The 18908-nt window shown below is 73.3% G+C and carries 14 protein-coding genes; 8 read left to right on the forward strand and 6 right to left on the reverse strand.

From position 1 onward, the window contains the following. Nucleotides 1–111 precede the first annotated feature (111 nt). Nucleotides 112–1752 (forward strand): DNA repair helicase XPB, encoded by a 1641-nt coding sequence (locus ABEB09_RS18430; protein WP_345691012.1) that lies wholly within the window; start codon nt 112–114, stop codon nt 1750–1752. Here the strand turns inward: ABEB09_RS18430 and ABEB09_RS18435 are convergent. Continuing rightward, nucleotides 1739–1918, reverse strand: a complete 180-nt coding sequence (locus tag ABEB09_RS18435) for a hypothetical protein (protein ID WP_345691013.1) — start codon at nt 1916–1918, stop codon at nt 1739–1741. The two genes, ABEB09_RS18430 and ABEB09_RS18435, sit on opposite strands and share 14 nt — an antisense overlap. 268 nt (nt 1919–2186) lie before the next feature. On the opposite strand from ABEB09_RS18435, the gene ABEB09_RS18440 reads away from it, so the two are divergent. Next, nucleotides 2187–4217 carry a HelD family protein gene (locus tag ABEB09_RS18440; RefSeq protein WP_345691014.1) on the forward strand — a complete coding sequence of 677 codons (2031 nt, stop codon included), beginning with the start codon at nt 2187–2189 and terminating at the stop codon, nt 4215–4217. A 76-nt stretch (nt 4218–4293) separates the two neighbouring features. After that, a complete protein-coding gene (locus ABEB09_RS18445) occupies nt 4294–5193 on the forward strand; it encodes a transaldolase family protein (RefSeq protein WP_345691015.1) in 900 nt (299 codons plus the stop codon). Nucleotides 5194–5289: 96 nt separating this feature from the next. Here ABEB09_RS18445 and pabB read toward each other — a convergent pair whose 3' ends face one another. Continuing rightward, nucleotides 5290–7383: an aminodeoxychorismate synthase component I gene (gene pabB / locus ABEB09_RS18450; RefSeq protein WP_345691016.1), complete on the reverse strand. Its 2094-nt coding sequence runs from the start codon at nt 7381–7383 to the stop codon at nt 5290–5292. A gap of 22 nt (nt 7384–7405) precedes the next feature. After that, the gene (locus tag ABEB09_RS18455; protein ID WP_345691017.1) at nt 7406–8164 is read right to left on the reverse strand and encodes a methyltransferase domain-containing protein; all 759 of its coding nucleotides are present in this window, start codon (nt 8162–8164) and stop codon (nt 7406–7408) included. A gap of 245 nt (nt 8165–8409) precedes the next feature. Here ABEB09_RS18455 and ABEB09_RS18460 point away from each other — a divergent pair, with 245 nt between their 5' ends. Then, the gene (locus ABEB09_RS18460; RefSeq protein WP_345691018.1) at nt 8410–10416 is read left to right on the forward strand and encodes a helix-turn-helix domain-containing protein; all 2007 of its coding nucleotides are present in this window, start codon (nt 8410–8412) and stop codon (nt 10414–10416) included. Between the two features lie 22 nt (nt 10417–10438). Here ABEB09_RS18460 and ABEB09_RS18465 read toward each other — a convergent pair whose 3' ends face one another. Beyond that, nucleotides 10439–11695 carry an IS701 family transposase gene (locus ABEB09_RS18465; protein WP_345691019.1) on the reverse strand — a complete coding sequence of 419 codons (1257 nt, stop codon included), beginning with the start codon at nt 11693–11695 and terminating at the stop codon, nt 10439–10441. Nucleotides 11696–12083: 388 nt separating this feature from the next. On the opposite strand from ABEB09_RS18465, the gene ABEB09_RS18470 reads away from it, so the two are divergent. From ABEB09_RS18470 to ABEB09_RS18485, 4 genes are all read left to right on the forward strand, one after another. After that, on the forward strand, nt 12084–13613 hold the full coding sequence (locus ABEB09_RS18470) for an aminotransferase class I/II-fold pyridoxal phosphate-dependent enzyme (protein ID WP_345691020.1): 1530 nt from the start codon (nt 12084–12086) through the stop codon (nt 13611–13613). Nucleotides 13614–13616: 3 nt separating this feature from the next. Continuing rightward, the gene (locus ABEB09_RS18475; RefSeq protein ID WP_345691021.1) at nt 13617–15203 is read left to right on the forward strand and encodes a class I adenylate-forming enzyme family protein; all 1587 of its coding nucleotides are present in this window, start codon (nt 13617–13619) and stop codon (nt 15201–15203) included. A gap of 85 nt (nt 15204–15288) precedes the next feature. Next, nucleotides 15289–16272, forward strand: a complete 984-nt coding sequence (locus ABEB09_RS18480; RefSeq protein WP_345691022.1) for a DMT family transporter — start codon at nt 15289–15291, stop codon at nt 16270–16272. Between the two features lie 162 nt (nt 16273–16434). Further along, the gene (locus ABEB09_RS18485; protein WP_345691023.1) at nt 16435–16638 is read left to right on the forward strand and encodes an EF-hand domain-containing protein; all 204 of its coding nucleotides are present in this window, start codon (nt 16435–16437) and stop codon (nt 16636–16638) included. An 80-nt stretch (nt 16639–16718) separates the two neighbouring features. Here the strand turns inward: ABEB09_RS18485 and ABEB09_RS18490 are convergent, their stop codons facing one another. Beyond that, entirely contained in the window at nt 16719–17660 is a 942-nt protein-coding gene (locus tag ABEB09_RS18490; protein WP_345691024.1) for a transaldolase family protein, read from the reverse strand. A 28-nt stretch (nt 17661–17688) separates the two neighbouring features. Beyond that, entirely contained in the window at nt 17689–18897 is a 1209-nt protein-coding gene (locus tag ABEB09_RS18495; RefSeq protein ID WP_345693982.1) for a dihydrolipoamide acetyltransferase family protein, read from the reverse strand. Nucleotides 18898–18908: the final 11 nt, after the last annotated feature.

The raw sequence follows: 18908 nt of genomic DNA on the forward strand, positions 1-18908 counted from the left end.
TGTATTCCCGGCGCGGTGGCTGAGGCGCCCGTGCGGCGGCGGGCATGGGGCAAGGCCCCAGTAGTGGCAGGTGTGTCTGTCACGCTGACGACCCTATCTGCGGAGGTATGTGTGTCCTGCCTGATCGTCCAGAGCGACAAGACACTGCTGCTCGAGGTCGACCACGAGCAGGCCGACGCCTGCCGTCGGGCGATCGCGCCGTTCGCGGAGCTGGAGCGGGCGCCCGAGCACATCCACACCTACCGGGTCACCCCGCTGGGGCTGTGGAACGCGCGGGCCGCCGGGCACGACGCCGAGCAGGTCGTCGACGCGCTGGTGGAGTTCTCGCGGTACCCCGTGCCGCACGCGCTGCTCGTGGACGTGGCGGAGACCATGGACCGGTACGGGCGGCTCACCCTCACCAAGCACCCCGCGCACGGGCTCGTCCTCACCACCACCGACCGGCCCGTCCTGGAGGAGGTGCTGCGGTCCAAGCGCGTCCAGCCGCTCGTCGGGGCGCGGATCGACGCCGACACCGTCGCCGTGCACCCCTCCGAGCGCGGGCAGATCAAGCAGACGCTGCTGAAGCTGGGCTGGCCCGCCGAGGACCTCGCGGGATACGTGGACGGCGAGGCGCACCGGATCGACCTGGAGGAGTCCGGCTGGGCGCTGCGGCCCTACCAGAAGCAGGCCGTCGAGGGCTTCTGGCACGGCGGCTCCGGTGTCGTGGTGCTGCCCTGCGGCGCCGGCAAGACGCTGGTGGGCGCCGGGGCCATGGCCAGGGCGAAGGCCACCACGCTGATCCTCGTCACGAACACCGTGTCCGCCCGGCAGTGGAAGCACGAGCTGGTGAAGCGGACCAGCCTCACCGAGGACGAGATCGGCGAGTACAGCGGGACGCGGAAGGAGATCCGGCCCGTCACCATCGCCACCTACCAGGTGCTGACGACGAAGCGGAAGGGCATCTATCCCCACCTGGAGCTCTTCGACTCGCGGGACTGGGGCCTGATCGTCTACGACGAGGTGCACCTGCTGCCCGCGCCCGTGTTCAAGTTCACCGCCGACCTCCAGGCGCGGCGCCGGCTCGGCCTCACCGCGACCCTCGTGCGCGAGGACGGGCGGGAGTCGGACGTGTTCTCGCTGATCGGGCCCAAGCGGTTCGACGCGCCCTGGAAGGAGATCGAGGCCCAGGGGTACATCGCGCCCGCCGACTGCGTGGAGGTCCGGGTCAATCTGACCGACACCGAGCGGCTGGCGTACGCGACCGCGGAGACCGAGGAGAAGTACCGGTACTGCTCCACCACCGCCACCAAGCGGAAGGTCGCCGAGGCGCTGGTACGGAAGTTCGCCGGGCAGCAGATCCTCGTCATCGGGCAGTACATCGACCAGCTCGACGAGCTGGGGGAGCACCTGGACGCTCCGGTCATCAAGGGCGAGACGTCCAACGCGCAGCGCGAGAAGCTCTTCGACGCGTTCCGCAACGGCGAGATCAGTGTGCTGGTCGTGTCGAAGGTCGCGAACTTCTCCATCGACCTGCCGGAGGCCACGGTCGCCATCCAGGTGTCCGGCACGTTCGGGTCGCGCCAGGAGGAGGCCCAGCGGCTCGGGCGGGTGCTGCGGCCCAAGGCGGACGGCCACCAGGCGCACTTCTACTCGGTGGTCGCCCGGGACACCATCGACCAGGACTTCGCGGCGCACCGCCAGCGGTTCCTCGCCGAGCAGGGCTACGCGTACCGGATCGTCGACGCGGACGAGCTGCTCAGCGGCGCCTGACGCCGGCCTCCTCGGCGTACTCGCCGAGGACGGCCACGCCGAACGCGGCGCCCGCGAACACCTTCACGGCGCGCAGGGCGCCGCCGAGGAGCCCGGCCGGGCGGCCGTCGGCGGACGTGCGGGGGTGGGGGACACGGGCGCTGGGGGAGAGGGTCGCTGCACTCATGACTCCATGGTGTGGTCCGCCGCCCCCGTTTTCGTCGCTCCGCAGGCTGAACCCCCGCCGCCGGCGCGTACGACTCAAGGCATACGGGATCCCCTACGGGTCGGATGCGCCGCCTCCACCCGGGGGCGAAAATCCTTCGACGGCCGCCGCGCCGCTGACTACAATCGCCGACCTTGCCCGCCTCCCCCAGGGAGTGCCGCCGTCCGCTCGGCAACCGGACGGCCCACCGACCGACACACCACCCTGAACGTCCGACGGAGGCACCCCCATGTCCGCACCCGACCCGGATCCCCTCGCCCGGGAGCGCGCCCACCTCGCCGCCTCCCGGGCCGCGCTGCGCGCCATGCGCGAGGACGTCCAGGCCCTCGACATCCGGGACGTCACCGCCAACTGGGTCAACGCCGTCGTCCTGGAGCGGCAGATCGAGGAGCGCATCAAGGCGCTCGCCGACCTCGCCCACACCCCGCTGTTCTTCGGGCGGCTCGACTACCGCCCCACCACCCAGCAGGGCCAGCGCTTCTACATCGGGCGTCGCCACGTGCACGACGCCGCGGGCGACCCGATGGTCATCGACTGGCGCGCCCCCGTGTCGCAGCCGTTCTACCAGGCGTCCCGCAAGAACCCGCAGGACGTACGGCTGCGGCGGCGCTTCGGCTACACGGGCGGCGACCTCACCGCGTACGAGGACGAACACCTCGACGACCCGGCCGAGGCCGAGACCACCAGCAAGCTGCTCCAGGCGGAGATCGAGCGGCCCCGCGTCGGCCCGATGCGCGACATCGTCGCCACGATCCAGCCCGAGCAGGACGAGATCGTCCGCAGCGGCCTGACCGGCACCGTCTGCGTCCAGGGCGGCCCCGGCACCGGAAAGACGGCCGTCGGCCTGCACCGGGTGGCGTACCTGCTGTACGCGCACCGGGAGCGGCTGGCCCGCACCGGGACGCTGGTCATCGGGCCGAACCGGTCGTTCCTCCAGTATATCGAGCAAGTGCTGCCCGCGCTCGGCGAGTTGGAGGTCAAGCAGGCCACCGTCGACGACCTCGTCGCGCACGTCGAGGTGCGGGGCACCGACGAGGCCGCCACCGCCGTCGTGAAGGGCGACGCGCGGATGGCCGAGGTGCTGCGGCGGGCCGTACGGTCGCACGTCACGCCGCCGACCGAGCCGCTGGTCGTGGTGCGCGGCTCGCGCAGGTGGCGGATCCCCGCGTACGAACTGGAGGAGATGGTCCGCGAGTTGCTGGACCGCGACATCCGCTACGGGGCCGCCCGCGAGGCGCTGCCGCAGCGGATCGCGCACGCCGTGCTCGTACGCATGGAGCAGGCCGGCGAGGCCCCCGACGACCGGGTGCAGGACGCCGTGGCCCGCAACGCCGCCGTGAAGGCCGCCGTCAAGGCGATCTGGCCGCCCGTCGACCCGGCGAAGCTGGTGCTGCGGCTGCTGTCCGACGCCGCGTTCCTGGCCGCGCACGCGGAGGGCCTGCTCAGCGAGGACGAGCAGAAGGCCGTCCTGTGGACGAAGCCGCCGAGGAGCGTGAAGTCGGCCAGGTGGTCGGCCGCCGACGCCGTCCTCATCGACGAGGCGACCGACCTGGTGGCGCGGACCCCGTCGCTCGGCCACGTCGTCCTCGACGAGGCCCAGGACCTGTCGCCCATGCAGTACCGGGCCGTCGGGCGGCGCTGCTCGACCGGCTCGGCGACCGTGCTGGGCGACCTGGCGCAGGGCACCACGCCGTGGGCCACGGAGAGCTGGGCCGAGGCGCTGCGGCACCTCGGCAAGCCGGACGCGCTCGTGGAGGAGCTGACGGCCGGCTTCCGCGTGCCGCGCGAGGTCATCGCGTACGCCTCCCGGCTGCTGCCGCACATGTCGCCCGGGCTCGCCCAGGTGAAGTCCGTGCGTGAGTCGCCCGGTTCGCTGGAGGTCCGGCGGGCCGCCGGTCCCGGCGACCTCGACGCGCACACCGTGGCGGCCTGCGTGGACGCGCTGGGCAACGAGGGCTCCATCGGCCTGATCGCCGCCGACGCGCGCGTCCCGGCCGTCGCCGACGCGCTGACCGCCGCGGGCATGCCGTACCTGTCGCCCGGCGAGGAGACCACCGCCGCGTCCCGGCTCACCCTCGTCCCCGCCTCCCTCGCCAAGGGCCTCGAATACGACTACGTCGTCCTCGACGAGCCGGCCGCCGTCGTGGACGGCGAACCCGACGAACGCACCGGCCTGCGCCGTCTGTACGTGGCGCTGACCCGTGCCGTGTCCGGGCTGACCGTCGTCCACGCGGCGCCGCTGCCCGCCCAGCTGACCTGACACAGTCGTGGGGGACTTGCCGGATTCCGGGGCCGGTTGTCCTGCATCCGGACCGATTCCCCTAACGTCGGAGAGTGTGATCAGTGCGCAGGCCGAAGAGGTCCTCCAGCAGCTGACGGCCGAAGGGGTCAGCCCTTGGCTTTCCTGGCCGTCGACGCAGCCGCCCGGCCGGGACGCCGTGGTGCGGTACGGCTTCCGTGGCGTCGCCATGCCACCCGGGTCACCGCTCAGCGCCGTCCGCGCGGCGTGCGACGCGCTGGTGGGCGGCTGGGTGACCGTGGCGGTCGAGGCGGGCGCGGGCGCCGCCGACGACCCGGACGCGCTCGTGGCGGCGGCCCGCATGCTGCGCGTGGGCGTCGACCGGCCCAACGTGCTGGTCGGCATCCCCGCCACGAAGGCCGGGACCGTGGCCGCCGCCGACTGCCTCGCCGAGGGGATCGGAGTGGACTGCTCTGCGGTCTTCTCGGTGGAGCAGTACCGCGCCGTGCTGGACGCCCAGATCGCGGGCATGGAACGGGCCCTGTCCAACGGGGTCGACCTCGCGGGCTTCGCCGCGTCCGCGTCCTGCCCGCTGGGGCTGCTGGACCAGGAGGTGAACGCCCGCCTCGACCGGCTGCCGGACGCCGACCCGGCGCTGCGGGACGCGGCCGGCGCGGCCACGGCCCGGCTGTTGTACCGGGTGCGGGAGGAGCGGCTGGCCGACGCGTGGTGGCGGGTGCTGCGGGTGGCCGGGGCGCGCACGCCGTACCTGGTGTGGACGCGGACCGGTGCGGCGCACGTGCCGGCGCTGGTGGGGTGGAACACGGCGCACGTGCTGACGCCGGACGCGCTGGAGGTGGCCGCGGAGCGGGGTGGGCTGCACGGGGACACGCTGCTGGGGCGGCACGGGCAGGCGCAGGGTGCGCTGCGCGCGCTGGGGGAGGCGGGGGTGGACGTCGCCTCCTTGGCGGAGGCGTTGGCCCGGCGCGGCGCCTGAGGCGGCGCCCGCCGCCTCAGGCGCCGCCTCAGGCGGCGCCCGCCGCCGGCGGTGGGCCGCCGCCCCCGGCCCACCGTGGTGCGGGTGCGCGGAGCCTCAGGCCGTTGGCAGCGGCGTGCGGTCCGGGAACGGGGTGGATGTCAGGGTCAGGAGCGGGGCCGACTTCACCGCTGTCTCCTCGTACTCCGCCGCCGGGTCCGACAGGGCGACGATCGCGCCGCCCACCCCGTACCGCACCCGGCCCGGGGTGACCACGGCCGTGCGGATGACCACGCTCAGGTCGGCGGCGCCCGACAGGGAGAAGTAGCCGATCGCGCCCGAGTAGACCCCGCGCGGCCCGCCCTCCAGGCGGTCGATGATCTGCATCGTGCGGATCTTCGGCGCACCCGTCATCGAGCCCGGCGGGAACGCCGACCGTACGCAGCGCACCGGCGAACTGTCCGCGCGCAGCCGCGCGGTGACCTTGCTGACCAGCTGGTGGACCGTCGCGTACGTCTCGACGACGAAGACGTCGTCCGCCCGTACGCTGCCGATCTCGGCGCACCGGCCCAGGTCGTTGCGGACCAGGTCGACGATCATCAGGTTCTCGGAGCGGTCCTTCTCGTCCGTCGTGAGCGACGCGGCCAGCGCGGCGTCCTCCTCCGGGGTCGCGCCCCGCGGCCGGGTGCCCTTGATGGGCTTGGACTCGGCGAGGCCGTCCGAGGAGACCCGCAGGAACCGCTCGGGCGACGTCGACAGCACCGACACGTCCCCGAACTCCAGCAGCGCGCCGAACGGCGCCGGGCTCGTCCGCCGCAGGAGCCGGTAGCCGTCCCACGGGTCGAAGGCGCCGCGCGCCTCCGCCATGTTGGTCAGGCACACCTCGTAGCTCTCGCCCGCCGCGATCTCCTCCTGGCACGCGTCGATCAGCGCCAGGTACGCCCCACGGTCGTGGCGCAGCCGGATCCCGTCCACCGCGCCGGCGGGCCGTACCGGGTCCGGCGCGGGCGCAACCGCCGCGAGCGTGGTGAGGCGGCCCACCATCCGGGACAGCCACAGCTGCGCGGGCTCCTCGTCGTCGCCCTCCACCAGCGCCAGCAGGTACGTCGTACCGGTGACGTGGTCCAGGACGACCGCCCGGTCGGCGAACACCATGACGGCGTCGGGCTCCTCGGAGCGGTGCGCACGGTCGCCGCCGCACTCGCTCTTCAGCTCGTAGCCGAGGTAGCCGGTCCAGCCGAGCGCGAAGTCGCACGGCAGGGCGGGCACCTCGGTGTCGAGAGACGCCAGATCGCGGTCCAGCCACCCCAGGAACTCACCCGCGACGGTCTCCGCCTCACCGGCCGACGACCGCACCGTGACCGTCCCGCTGGCCACGTCGGCCGTCGCCACCCGGGCCAGCGGGCCGGTCGCGTCGCCCATCACGGAGAACCGGCCCTGGCTGTCGCGGGCGCTGCTGTCCAGCCAGAACGCGTGGTCCCGGCCCTGGAACAGCCGCTCGTACACGATCTCGTCGTCCCAGCGGGTGGGGAGTTCGCGGGTCAGGACCCTCAAGGCCCGCCGGTCCAACGGCTGGTGCACGGCCGGTTCGGGACCCGCGGGCGGGCGCAGCGTCACCGAGTCCCGCCGCGGCGTGTGCCGGCGCGACAGCTCCTGGAAGTTCGCCAGCAGCTCGTGCCCGAACCGTGTCGCGATCGACTCGGGGTGGAACTGCACGCCCCACAGAGGCCGGTGCCGGTGGCGCAGCCCCATCACCACCCCGTCCGGCGTCCACGCGGTGACCTCCAACTCCTCCGGCAGGTCGGTGACGGCGAGCGAGTGGTAGCGCACCGCCTCGAACGGCGACGGCAGCCCGGCGAACAGCCCGTCGCCCTCGTGCAGTACGGGCGACACCCTGCCGTGCCGCGGCTCGGGCGCCCGGCCCACGGTGGCGCCGTGGACGAGGCCGATGCCCTGGTGGCCCAGGCAGATGCCGAGCACCGGGCGGCGCGCGTCGCGGACGATCTCCCGGCAGATCCCGAAGTCGGCGTCCCGACCGGGCGTTCCGGGCCCCGGCGAGACGATCACGTTGTCGAAGTCCTCCACCATCGACGGCCGCCACCCCGGGTCGTCGTTGCGGACGACGACCGGCTCACGGCCGCAGGCCTCGGCCACGTAGTGGAACAGGTTGTAGGTGAACGAGTCGTAGTTGTCGACGAGCAGCGTGCGCACGAAGAGATCCCCCCTCTTCCCGTCAGGCCGCGAGCGGCGTGGACGAGGACACCCCGACCGGCTCGATCAGCAGCAGCATGTGCTCGACCATGTCGTCGTCGTACTCGCCCTCGCGGACCCGGCACGACGCCACGGTGCGCAGGACACGGCCGCACTCGTCGGCGATGCGGTACAGCGCGGGCAGGTCGCCGCGGCTGCTGAAGTGCAGCAGCGCCCGGCCGTTCGGCGTGGTCCAGTGCGGCGCCTGGTCGAGGTAGCGGCGGTGCGTCTGGTAGCCGGCGTCCACGTACGCGCGTTCGTGCACCGACTTGTACTCGTAGTCGTCGGGGCCCAGCACGTAGTTGGACGACCAGAAGATCGTGTCGAAGCGCTCGCCGCTGTCGATGCCCGAGAACAGGTCGCTGTGCAGGGACCTCAACCGCCGTGTCACACCGTGCCGTTCGGCGTTGATCGCCGCGTTCTCCACCGCGCGGGGGCTGATGTCGCACGCGACGACCCGCTCGCAGCCGGCGAGCGCCGCGGTCACCGCGATCAGGCCCGTGCCGCAGCCGATCTCCAGGAACGAACCTGCCGGGCGGACGGCGTCGCCCGGCTCGCTCAGCCCCAGGAAGTCCAGCGCGATCCCCGTCGACGGCGAGTACACAGGTGCGAAGACCTCGTCGAGCAGATCCCATTCGCGGCCGCTCATCGTGAACGTCCGCGGCCGGTCGGCCCGGGTCAGCGACTGGCGGCTGCGCTCCAGCGAACGTTCATAACTGCGTACCTGCGACGCGTTCGGCATGTGTCCCCCTGGCTCCGGTGCGCTGCTCCCCGCAGCGCCTGACATGGCCAGAGTGCGCCGCCGCGCCACGCCGGCGGAAGGTGATCAGATGACACAGTCCGCGCAGGTGGGCGGTGCCCGGGCCACCGTCACAGCCTCTGACCTGCGACGCAGCACGTGGACATTTGTTGACCTACGCGCTTGTTGACAACTACGTTGCCTCTGGGGAAGCGGATCTTTCATGGTCTAGGGGGAGGGGTTTCGTCATGCTGCCGGAGGACCGGTCGCTCGACGGGTACGCGTTCACCATGCTGGAACTGCTGGCTCGCGAGGCGCCTCCGGAACAGTTCGAGGACGTGGTGCGGGGGGCCGCCGCGGCGGGGGCCACGGAAGCCGACCTGGCCCTGCTGACGTCCGCGAAGGACCGGTCGCTGGAGATACGCCAGCTGTTCAGCAGACGCCAGCAGCGGGAGGCCGGACTGTCGGCGCTCGTCGACACCGCACGCGACCTGACGCTCCCCTACAGCCTGGACACCCTGCTGAAGGTCATCACCCGGCGGGCCCGGCTGCTGCTCGGGCTCGACATGTCGTGGTTGAGCCTGCACGACGCCGAGGACGGCGCGTCGGTCGTGCGGGCCGCCGACGGGCACGCCTCGGCGATCACCGTGGGCTTCCGCGTGCCGCTGACGGGCGGCGTGGGCCGGCACGCCAGGGAGCGGTCGGCGCCGTTCTGGACGCCGGACTACCTGCGCGACGAGGCGTTCGCGCACTCCGACATCATCGACAACGTCGTCCGTACGGAAGGGCTGCACGCCATCATGGCCGTGCCGCTCCAGCACGAGGAGTCCACGTTCGGCGTGCTGTACGTCGCCGACCGCAACGTACGGCACTTCCTGCCCGACGAGATATCCCTGATGACCTCGCTCGCGGACCTCGCGGCGGTCGCGATCGAGCGCACCACGCTGCTGGAGCGCACCCGCGCCGAGGTGACCGAGCTGGCCCGGGACACCTCGCGGGCCCGGGACTCCTCGACGGCGGCGCAGCGCCTGCACAGCGTGCACAGCAGACTCATCGACCTGGTCCTGGACGGCGGCGACCTGCGGGCCCTGGTGGACAGCGCCGCCGGCGAACTGGGCGGGGCGCTGGTGGTGCGCGGCCCGGCGGGCAAGGACATCGTGTCGGGCGGCGAGCCGTCCGCGCCGGCGGAAGGCAAGCCCGGCGCCGAGGCGCCGCCCGGGGCGGCGGGTGCGGTCGACGCCGTCGTCCTCGACTCCGCGATCCTCGACGCGCACGCCGAGGGCGGGCCCGTACGGTGCGGCAGCGAGCACCTGTGGGTGTGCCCCGTCACGGCCGGCGCGGAGAACCTCGGCACGCTGGTGCTGCGCCGCGGCGAGGACCTGACGTCCGACGGCGTACGGCTCCTCGGTCTGGTCGCGCAGAGCGTGGCCGTACTGCTGCTGATGCAGCGCAGCACCGCGGTCGCCGAGGGCCAGGTGCGCGACCAGCTGTTCAACGACCTCCTCAACGCCTCCCAGCTGCCGCCCCACCAGCTCGCCGAGCGCGCCCGGCGCCTCGCCGTCGACCTCAACGAGCCGCACGTCGTGGTCGTCGCCCGCCCCGAGGGCGGCGCACAGGGCCGCGCCGTCGTGTGGGCGTCGTCGTACGCGCACCGCATGTCGGGCCTCAAGTACGCGGACGGCGGCCGCATCGTGCTGCTCCTGCCGGGCTCCGACCCGTGCGCCGCCGCCAAGGCCGTGTCGCGGGAGCTGACCACCCTGCTGGGCCACCCCGTGACCGTCGGCACCGCCGGCCCGCTCACCACGCCCGCCGCCGTCAAGGCCACCTACCAGGAGGCGCAGCGCTGCCTGGACGCGCTCACCGCGCTCGGCGGCACCGGCTCCACCGCGTCCCCGCGCGAACTGGGCTTCCTCGGACTGCTGCTCGCCGACAAGCACGACATCGGCGGTTTCATCGCCTCCGCCATCGGGCCCGTCCTGGACTACGACAGCCAGCAGCAGACCGAGCTGCTGCGCACCCTGGAGGCGTACTTCACGTCCGGCTCCAGCCCCACCCGGGCCGCCGAGGCGCTGCACGTCCACCCCAACACGGTCTCGCGCCGCCTGGAGCGCATCACCGAACTGCTCGGCGCGGACTGGCAGGAGCCCGCGCAGGCCCTCGAAGTCCAGCTGGCCCTGCGCCTCCAGCGCGCCCGCCACACCCTCGGCGGCCGCCCCGCCACCGACCAGGCGGCGGCACAGGCTCCGGTCGGCTAGCACCGGGGCTCGCCCGTACCCATCAGGCCGGCAGGCCCGTCGCGTAGAACGCCGACGGCAGGGGGAGCGGCGACGTGCTCTCCAGGGCGCGGGCCGTGTGGGCGACCGACGCCAGGGTGATGTGGCGGTGCCAGCCCCGGTACGAGCGGCCCTCGAAGTCCCGCAGTCCGACCTGCTCGCCGACCGTCGTCACGTCGTGCGCGACCCGCCGGCTCAGCTTCGCCAGGCGCAGCAGCGCCGGTACGGGCGTGCCCGGCAGGGACGCCAGCCAGAACTCGGTGGGCGGCCGGCGCGGGTCGCGCCACTCGCCGAGCAGCAGCAGGGACTGCGACGGCAGGGCCACGGCCGCGCGGCGCGGCCGGGACGGCGCGGCGTCCGGCAGGGACACGCGTGCGGCCACCACCAGGGAGGCCCGCACGGTGCCCTGGCCACCACCACCCGGGTCGCTCCACTCCACCGGGCGGCGCAGCGCCTTGACCGACTCGGCGATCTGCTGCGCGGTCAGCCGGCCCGCGCCGAAGCCCGGCATCGAGGGGTCGGCCACGGCCAGCCCCGTCGTCGCCGACACCCGCACCAGCAGCGGCACGTCGGCGGCCCGGTACCGCAGGACCGTCGACCGCACGTCCGGGCCGCACGCGCCCAGCACCACCGGCCGGCGCGGCACGTCCCAGCCGAGCATCGTGTCCAGCACCGCGGCCGACGCGCACTCCTCCAGCGTCTCCTCCACCGCCTCGTCCGGGATCTCCGCCCGCCGGCGCCGCGTCGCGTCCCGCACCCAGCGGTCCGGCAGGTGCAGCCGCCAGCTGACCGGCGCGCTCATCTCCTCCGACGCGAACCACACCCCGAACGCGTGCTGCCCGCTCGTCGACTGGCCCAGCTGCGGCACGAACCTGCGGTCCACGCCCACCGAGTGCTCGCCCACCTTGGGGATCGCCATCGGCTGCACCACCCACGCCTGCGGCGGCATCACGTCCTGGAGGTAGCGGGCCAGGGCCTCCCGCATCACGGACCAGTCCCACGTCGAGTCGGCGATGAAGTGGTGCAGGCTCTGCTCGGCGGCGGCCCCGCCGCCCAGGTACGTGGCGATGTTCCGCATCGACTTGCGCCCGTCGACGGCGAGCAGTCCGCGCACGTACTGCTCGGCGCGCCGCCGCTGATCCCTTCTGCGAAGGGTCGCCGGGAACAGCGCGGTGGCCAGCTCCGCCACCACGTCGGAAGGCTGCGCGATCTCCGCCCACCCGTGGGGCGTCTCATGCCCTGCGAAGACAGCTCTGCTCACGACACTCCCGCCTCTGCGTCCGTTGACTCGTGACCGGGTTCCACACTGCCCCGCACGGGCCCCGCCGGAGGAGGTGGTGAGCGGACCCGATCCGCCCGCCGGATGGTGGTCCGGCCACCACCGACCCGGGCGAACCGGTCCGATACCCGCCCCCGGTGGCCCCCCGGGTGTGGTGCGGCCACCACCCCCGCCGCCCGCCGCACCCCGCGCACACCGCCGAGCGGCGGCTCCACCGCGACCTGACACAGTCCCCGCATCTGACGAAGTAGCCGCCACCTGACAAGGACCGGCGACGGCTGTTGAGGCGACTCCCGGCCGCTCCACACAGTGAGCGGCACGAAGGACGTCCCCCCTCGGGACGTTCGCTCACTTCACTGGAGTACATGCCATGTCTCAACCCAGCAGCGGGCCACGCCCCGGTACGGCACCGCTGGCCGAAGCCGTACTGGCGGTGGCCCGCAGGGACATCGCCTCGTTCCACGCACTCCCCCTCTCCCACGGCGGCTCCCTGCGCAACTCCCCGTTCCGCGAGGTCTACGAGTCGCTGTTCGGTACGGCGCAGCTCGCCGCCGACGTGTCGTACAGCGGCACGATGCTCGACTCGTTCTTCCGGCCCCGCGGACCGCTCCGCGCGGCCCAGCGGCTCGCCGCGGAGAGCTTCGGCGCCGACACCACGCTCTTCCTGTCCGCCGGCACCACCACCGCGAACCGGGTCGCCCTGTCCACGCTCGTCGGCCCCGGCAGCCGCGTCCTCACCGACCGCAGCTGCCACCAGTCGGTGCACTTCGCGCTCGGCGACATCGGCGCCCGCACCGACTACGTACCGATGCGGCGGTGCTGCGACGAGTGCCCACGCACCTTCGCCGACCTCGGGCAGCTGCTGGAGATGTTCGGGCGGGCCGTCGCCGACGGTCAGGCGTACGACGCGGTCGTCCTGTCCGCCGTCTCCTACGACGGTGTGCGCTACGACCTGCCGACGCTGCTGTCCGCGCTCGCCCAGATGTACCCGTCCGTGTCCGTCCTCATCGACGAGGCGTGGGGCGCCGGCCACCGGTTCCACCCGCGGCTGCGGGAACTGACCGCGCTGCACACGCTCCAGCAGCTGCGCGCCACCGACGCCTCCCTGCCCATGCGGGTCGCCGTCACGCACTCGGCGCACAAGTCGATGTCGGCGCTGCGGCAGGGCTCCTACCTGCACCTCGTCGGGGACGAGGAGCTGCAGGAGCAGGCCACGCAGGCCCTGTTCCGGCACCACACGACCTCGCCCAGCTGGCCCGTCCTCGCCAGCCTGGACCTGGCACGGCTGCAGTCGGCCACCGAGGGCGAGGCGCTCCTCGACCGGGCCCTGCACCTGGCGCAGACCCTGCGCACCGAGATCGAGACGGACGCCCGGCTCTCCGCGTACCGGCTGCTCGGCCCCGAGGGCCACCTCGGCGACCCGCGGCTCCTGGTGTCGGACGACCCGACGCGCGTCCTGGTCTCGATCGCCGAACTCGGCATCACCGCCGCCGACTTCCGGCGCATCCTCTTCGACGACTACGCGCTGTACGTCGCCCGGGAGAGCGGCGACGCCGTGGTGTTCCACCTCCACATCGGCGTCGACGAGGCGACCCTGCTGCGGCTCCTCGACGCGCTGCGCACCATCCAGCGCACCTACCGCAGCACATCGGCGGCGCTCGCGGGGGGCACCTCCGACCGGTTCATCATCGCCTACCCGCCGGGCATCCCCATCGCCGTCCCGGGCGAGCAGCTGTGCGACCGCACCCGCGACCAGCTGGCCGCGCTGCGCACCAGCGGCTGCGAGATCTACACCCTGCAGAACGCCCCCCACGCCTCCGCCGGCACCCCCCAACTGGCCACCGCGGCCGCCGGCCCCGCCACCTCCACCGCCTCCACGGCGACGAACGGAACGGAGTAACCCATGATCAGGCTCACCGACATCCGCAAGCACGCCGCCGAGCGCCCCGACCACCTCGCCGTGGCCGACGGCGACACCCGGCTCACCTGGGCCGACCTGGCCGAACAGGTCGCGCGCACCGCGACCGGCCTCTCCGAACGCCTCCCCGACCCACGCCCCGCCCGGGCCGTGTTCCTCGCCGGGAACAGCTGGGAGCTGATGGTCCTCATGGCCGCCTGCACCACCCTCGGCGTACCGTGCATCGGCCTCGACCACACGGCGAGCCCCGAGGCCACGCTCGGCGCGCTCGACCAGCTGAAGCCGACCGTCGTCATCACCGACCGCGCCCACCGCGGGCTGCTGGAGCGGGCCGCCTGGCCCGGCACGCCCGACGCCCTCCACGTCGACGTCGACCGCGACGGCGCCGCCGAACGCCCCGCCGAGGCCGTGGCGTTCGCCGAGCTGGCCGCGGCCGAGGCCGCGCCCGTCCAGCCGGTGGAGCAGCCCTTCGAGGCGTTCTCCTTCACCTCCGGCACCAGCGGCATACCGAAGCTCGTCATCCGCCGCACGTCCTTCGAGGCGCGGCGGCTGGCGAGCCTCGTAGATCAATTCGCTTTCGGTCAGGACGATGTCCACCTCGTGACCGTCCCGCTGTACCACACGTCGGGGCCCGGCTGGGCCCGGGTGTTCCTCGCGCTCGGCGGCTCCGTCGTCCTCGGCCCGTACGAGGACCCGGCGGCCCTCGCCCGGCTCATCGAGGACGAGGGCGTCACCACCACCCTGATGGTGCCGCCGGTCCTCACCCGGCTCGTCGCCCACCCGGCGTCCGAGCACCTGCACCGCACGAGCCGCCTGCGGTTCGTCCTGTCCGGCGGCCGCCACCTCAACCGGTGGGTCATCAACAACGCCTGGGACCGGCTCGGCCCCGTCCTGCACCTCTACTACGGCACCACCGAGAGCGGCCTCAACACCATCATCACGCCGGAGGAGCTGCACGTCGCGCCCTGCCGCTCCGGCCGCCCCCTCGACGGCAACACCATCGCGATCCTCGACCCGGACGGCGTACCGCTGCCGCCCGGGACGCGTGGCCGCGTCGCCATCGCGAGCTACCAGCTGATGGACAGCTACGCCACGGTCGAGCCGCCGTTCCTCCACCTCGACCTGGGCGACGGGCAGGGTGAGCAGAAGTTCCTGCTCACCGGCGACAGCGGCGTCATCGACGAGGAGGGCAGGCTCGAACTGACCGGCCGCAGCGACGGCGTCGCCAAGGTCGAGGGCATCAGCCCCCTCGACGTGAACATCTTCGGCCTCGAGTCCGACCTGATGGACCTCCCGTGCGTCCGCGAGACCGCGGTGCTCCGCGTCGACCTGCCGGAACTGGGAGACGCGCTCATCGTGCCGTTCGCCCCGGTCTCCCCGGAGCGCGAGGCGAGCGGCCACCGCGCCGTGCAGGCCGCCTGCGACCGCCGCGTGCCGTGCCTGCCGAACTACGTCGTCCCCGTCGACGCCATCCCGTACAGCCCGACCGGCAAGGTCCGCGCCACCCGGCTGCTGGAGGCCGTACTGCCGCGGGTGCTGGCGCTGCGCCAGAGCCAGCTCGTAGCGGCCTGACCCCCGCCGGCGGGGGCGGCGGCCCCACCCGCCGCCCCCGCCGGCCGGGACCCCTCAACCCACTCGCTCCACAAGGAGATTCCTCGTGTCCACCAAGAGCCGTCTGCTGACCGGCGCGGCGTTCGCCTTCCTCGCCCCCGTCATCTGGGGCGGCATGTTCCCCATCGCCAACGACCTCATGCCGACGGTCGACGTCTTCCACATGACGCTGATCCGCTACGTGACGGCGGCAGCGATCCTCCTGGCGCTCCTGCTCGCCGTCGAGGGCCGCCCGGCGTTCTCCTTCGAGGGCAAGGGCACCCGGGCCTTCCTGCTGGGCGCCTCCGGATTCGCCGGATTCGGACTCCTCGCCTTCACGGCCCTGGACTTCACCACCCCGACGAACGTGTCCCTGATCATGGCGATGATGCCGTCGATCTCCGTCGTCATCGGCGCGCTCCAGACCCGCAAGGCCCCGCCCGGCTACACCGTCGTCACCGTCCTCACCGCCCTCGCCGGCGTCTCCCTCGTCATCACCAAGGGCCACTACGGCGAGCTGTTCTCCGGCGGCCAGGCCCTCGGCGAGCTGATCGCCCTCGCCGGCGCGACCTGCTGGATCCTCTACACCCGTGGCGCCGCGTCCTTCCCCGGCTGGTCCCCGCTCCGCTACACGGCCCTGACCACCGCGGTCGGCTGCGTCTCCATCGCCGCGGCGACCGCGGTCGCCGTCCTCACCGGCTACGTGTCGACGCCGTCGCTCGGCGCGGTGACCGCCGGCTGGGCGCACCTCCTCTATCTGATCGTCCCGGCGGGCGTCATCGCGGTCTTCAGCTGGAACAAGGGCATCGGCCTGCTCGGCCCGCTGAACGGCGCCCTGTTCATGAACCTCGTGCCGATCACCACCTTCACCATCGCCATCGCCGGCGGCTACGAGCCCCAGGGCATCGAGCTGCTCGGCGCGGCCGTCGTGGTGGCCTCCCTGGTCGCCAACAACGTCATCTCCCGCCGCGCGGCGGCCCGCGCGGAGCGCGCGGCCCAGTCCCCGCAGCCCCAGCCCCCGTCCCGCCCCCTGGCCACGGCCCGCGGCTGACATCCCCCCAGAACGGCAACCGCCCCGCCCGGAACCTCCGGCCGGGGCGGCTGCCGTTTTCCGCTCCCGGGCGGACACGGTTGGCGTACCAGGCCGTATCCGACACCCGCACGGCTCGTTGTCCGCCCGCAGCACACGCAACGCGATTCGCAGGGAGAACCCATGACTGTCAGCGCGCAGCACCGGATGCAGTTCGAAGAGATCGACACCGATGGCGACGGCTACATCACCGCGGATGAGCTGAAGGAGTCCCTCCAGGGCGACGGCAAGGTCAGCCCTGAGAACCTCGCCGTGATCGTCCGGATGGCCGACGAGGACGGGGACCGCCGTATCGACCTCGACGAGTACGCCAAGTTCGTGAGGTAGGCGCCTGACGCCGGCGCGCGGTGATGCAGGAAGCCCCCGACCCCAGGTACTGGGGGTCGGGGGCTTCCTACGGTCATCCCTCACGCGTGGGCGTACTCCAAGTCGTCCACGACCTCGTCGTACTTGATGCCGACCCACTCCAGGTAGCCGAAGAGGCGGTCCGAGCAGGCGTATTCGCGGTGGGCGCGGGCGCCCGCGATGAGGGCCGTGGCCGCCACGTCGGCGAGGGCGGACGGCGGGAGGGCCGTCACCGTGCCGGGGGCGACCAGTTCCTCCACGTACCGGGTCGGGCGGCGGTCCGGTGCCGGGTCGTACGCGTCCGTCCACAGCAGCCGCTGCGGATGCGCGCCCGCGTCGGCCAGCGCCCGCCACTCCGGCGACGCGTACCGCTCCGTGAACGTGCGGTGCGCGAGGCGGGCCGCCGCGAGGGCCGCCCGGCCGCGCAGCGCCTTGGACTCGTCCGTGCCCGCCCGGTCCAGCAGCTTGTCGACCTCCGTGTCCAGGGGGCTCAGCCGGAACGCGGCCGTGGACGGGATGAGCGACAGGTCCAGGCCCCTGCGCCCGGCCTGTTCCAGGCCGGCCAGGTGGGCCCGTACGACCTGCGCGTACCGGCGGGCCGAGAACACCGGGCCCGCCTGGACGCCCGTGCCCTCCGCCAGCAGCGGGGTGATCGCGGCCACCCCCGCGGTGGTCGCAGGCACGGTGACCAGCAGGTTGGGCCGGCCCGTCTCGCGCGCCACGTACCGGGCCTCGCGGACGTGCCCGGCCGTGTCGGCGGGCCGCGCCGCGGGATCGCGCAGGCTCACCAGCCCGTCCCGGCCCCCGGTCCGCTCCCACACGGGCAGCAGCAGGTCGCACGCCCAGCGGGCCGCGTCGATCGCCTCGTCCCCGCCCGTGAGGGTCAGGCCGGTGATCTGCCCGGTGGCCACCAGCTCGCCGATCCGGGCCTGGTCCAGTACCTCGGGGGCTTCCAGCCATACGGACACCCCCTCCGCCGCCAGTCGCGCCACGGCGTTGTTCATGGGAGACCTCCCTTTCCTCTCATCCGGGTCAGCCGAGCACGAAGAGCTTCTTGGGGTTCTCCAGGACCGCGGCGACATCGGCCAGGACCTTGGAGCCCAGCTCGCCGTCGACGAGCCGGTGGTCGAAGGACAGGGCGAGGGTGGTGACCTGACGCGGTCGCACCTTGCCCTTGACGATCCAGGGCTGGAGCTTGATGGCCCCGACCGCGAGGATCGCGGACTCGCCCGGGTTGAGGATCGGCGTACCGGTGTCGACGCCGAAGACGCCGACGTTGGTGATCGTGATCGTGCCGCCCTGCATGGCCGTGGGCGGGGTCCTGCCCTCCCTCGCCGTGGTCACCAGGTCGGCCAGCGCCACCGCCAGTTCCGGCAGGGTCTTGGCGTGGGCGTCCTTGATGTTCGGGACGATCAGGCCGCGCGGGGTCGCCGCGGCGATGCCCAGGTTCACGTAGTGCTTGAGCACGATCTCCTGGGCGGGCTCGTCCCAGGACGCGTTGATCCCGGGGTTGCGGCGGATCGCCACCAGCAGCGCCTTGGCGATCAGGAGCAGCGGGTTGACCCGCAGGCCGGCCATGTCCTCGTCGGCCCGCAGCTCCTCGACCAGCTTCATCGTGCGCGTCACGTCGACCGTGACGAACTCCGTGACGTGGGGCGCCGTGAAGGCGGACCCCACCATCGCCTGCGCGGTCGCCTTCCGTACGCCCTTGACGGCGATGCGGGTCTCCCTCGCGTCTGCGGGCACCACCGGCACCACCGGCTCCGGCGGCGCAGCCGCCCGTCGTACGTCGTCGCGCGTCACCACGCCCTCCGCCCCCGTCGGCGTGACGGCGGCCAGGTCGACGCCCAGGTCCTTGGCCAGCTTCCGCACGGGCGGCTTGGCCGGCGGGCGCGCCTCGGGCGCCGGGGCCGGGGCCGTGGAGGCCGGCTGCTTGCGCGGGCGCCGCTTCGTGGAAGTCTCCGTCACGCCGTAGCCGACGAGGACGGGCTGCCGCGCCCCGGGCTCGGGTGCGGCCTCGGCCTCCACCCGTACGGAGATGATCGGTTGGCCCACGTCGACCGTCGCCCCCGCCGGGTACCGCAGCTCGTGCACCACCCCGTCGTACGGGATCGGCAGTTCGACGGCCGCCTTCGCGGTCTCGACCTCGCAGACGATCTGGCCGTCGGTGACCTTGTCGCCCGGCCGGACGTGCCAGGCCAGGATCTCGGCGTCGGTGAGCCCTTCACCGACGTCCGGCATCTTGAACTCGT

The organism is Streptomyces coeruleoprunus (genome assembly GCF_039542925.1).
Classification (GTDB): Bacteria; Actinomycetota; Actinomycetes; order Streptomycetales; family Streptomycetaceae; genus Streptomyces; species Streptomyces coeruleoprunus.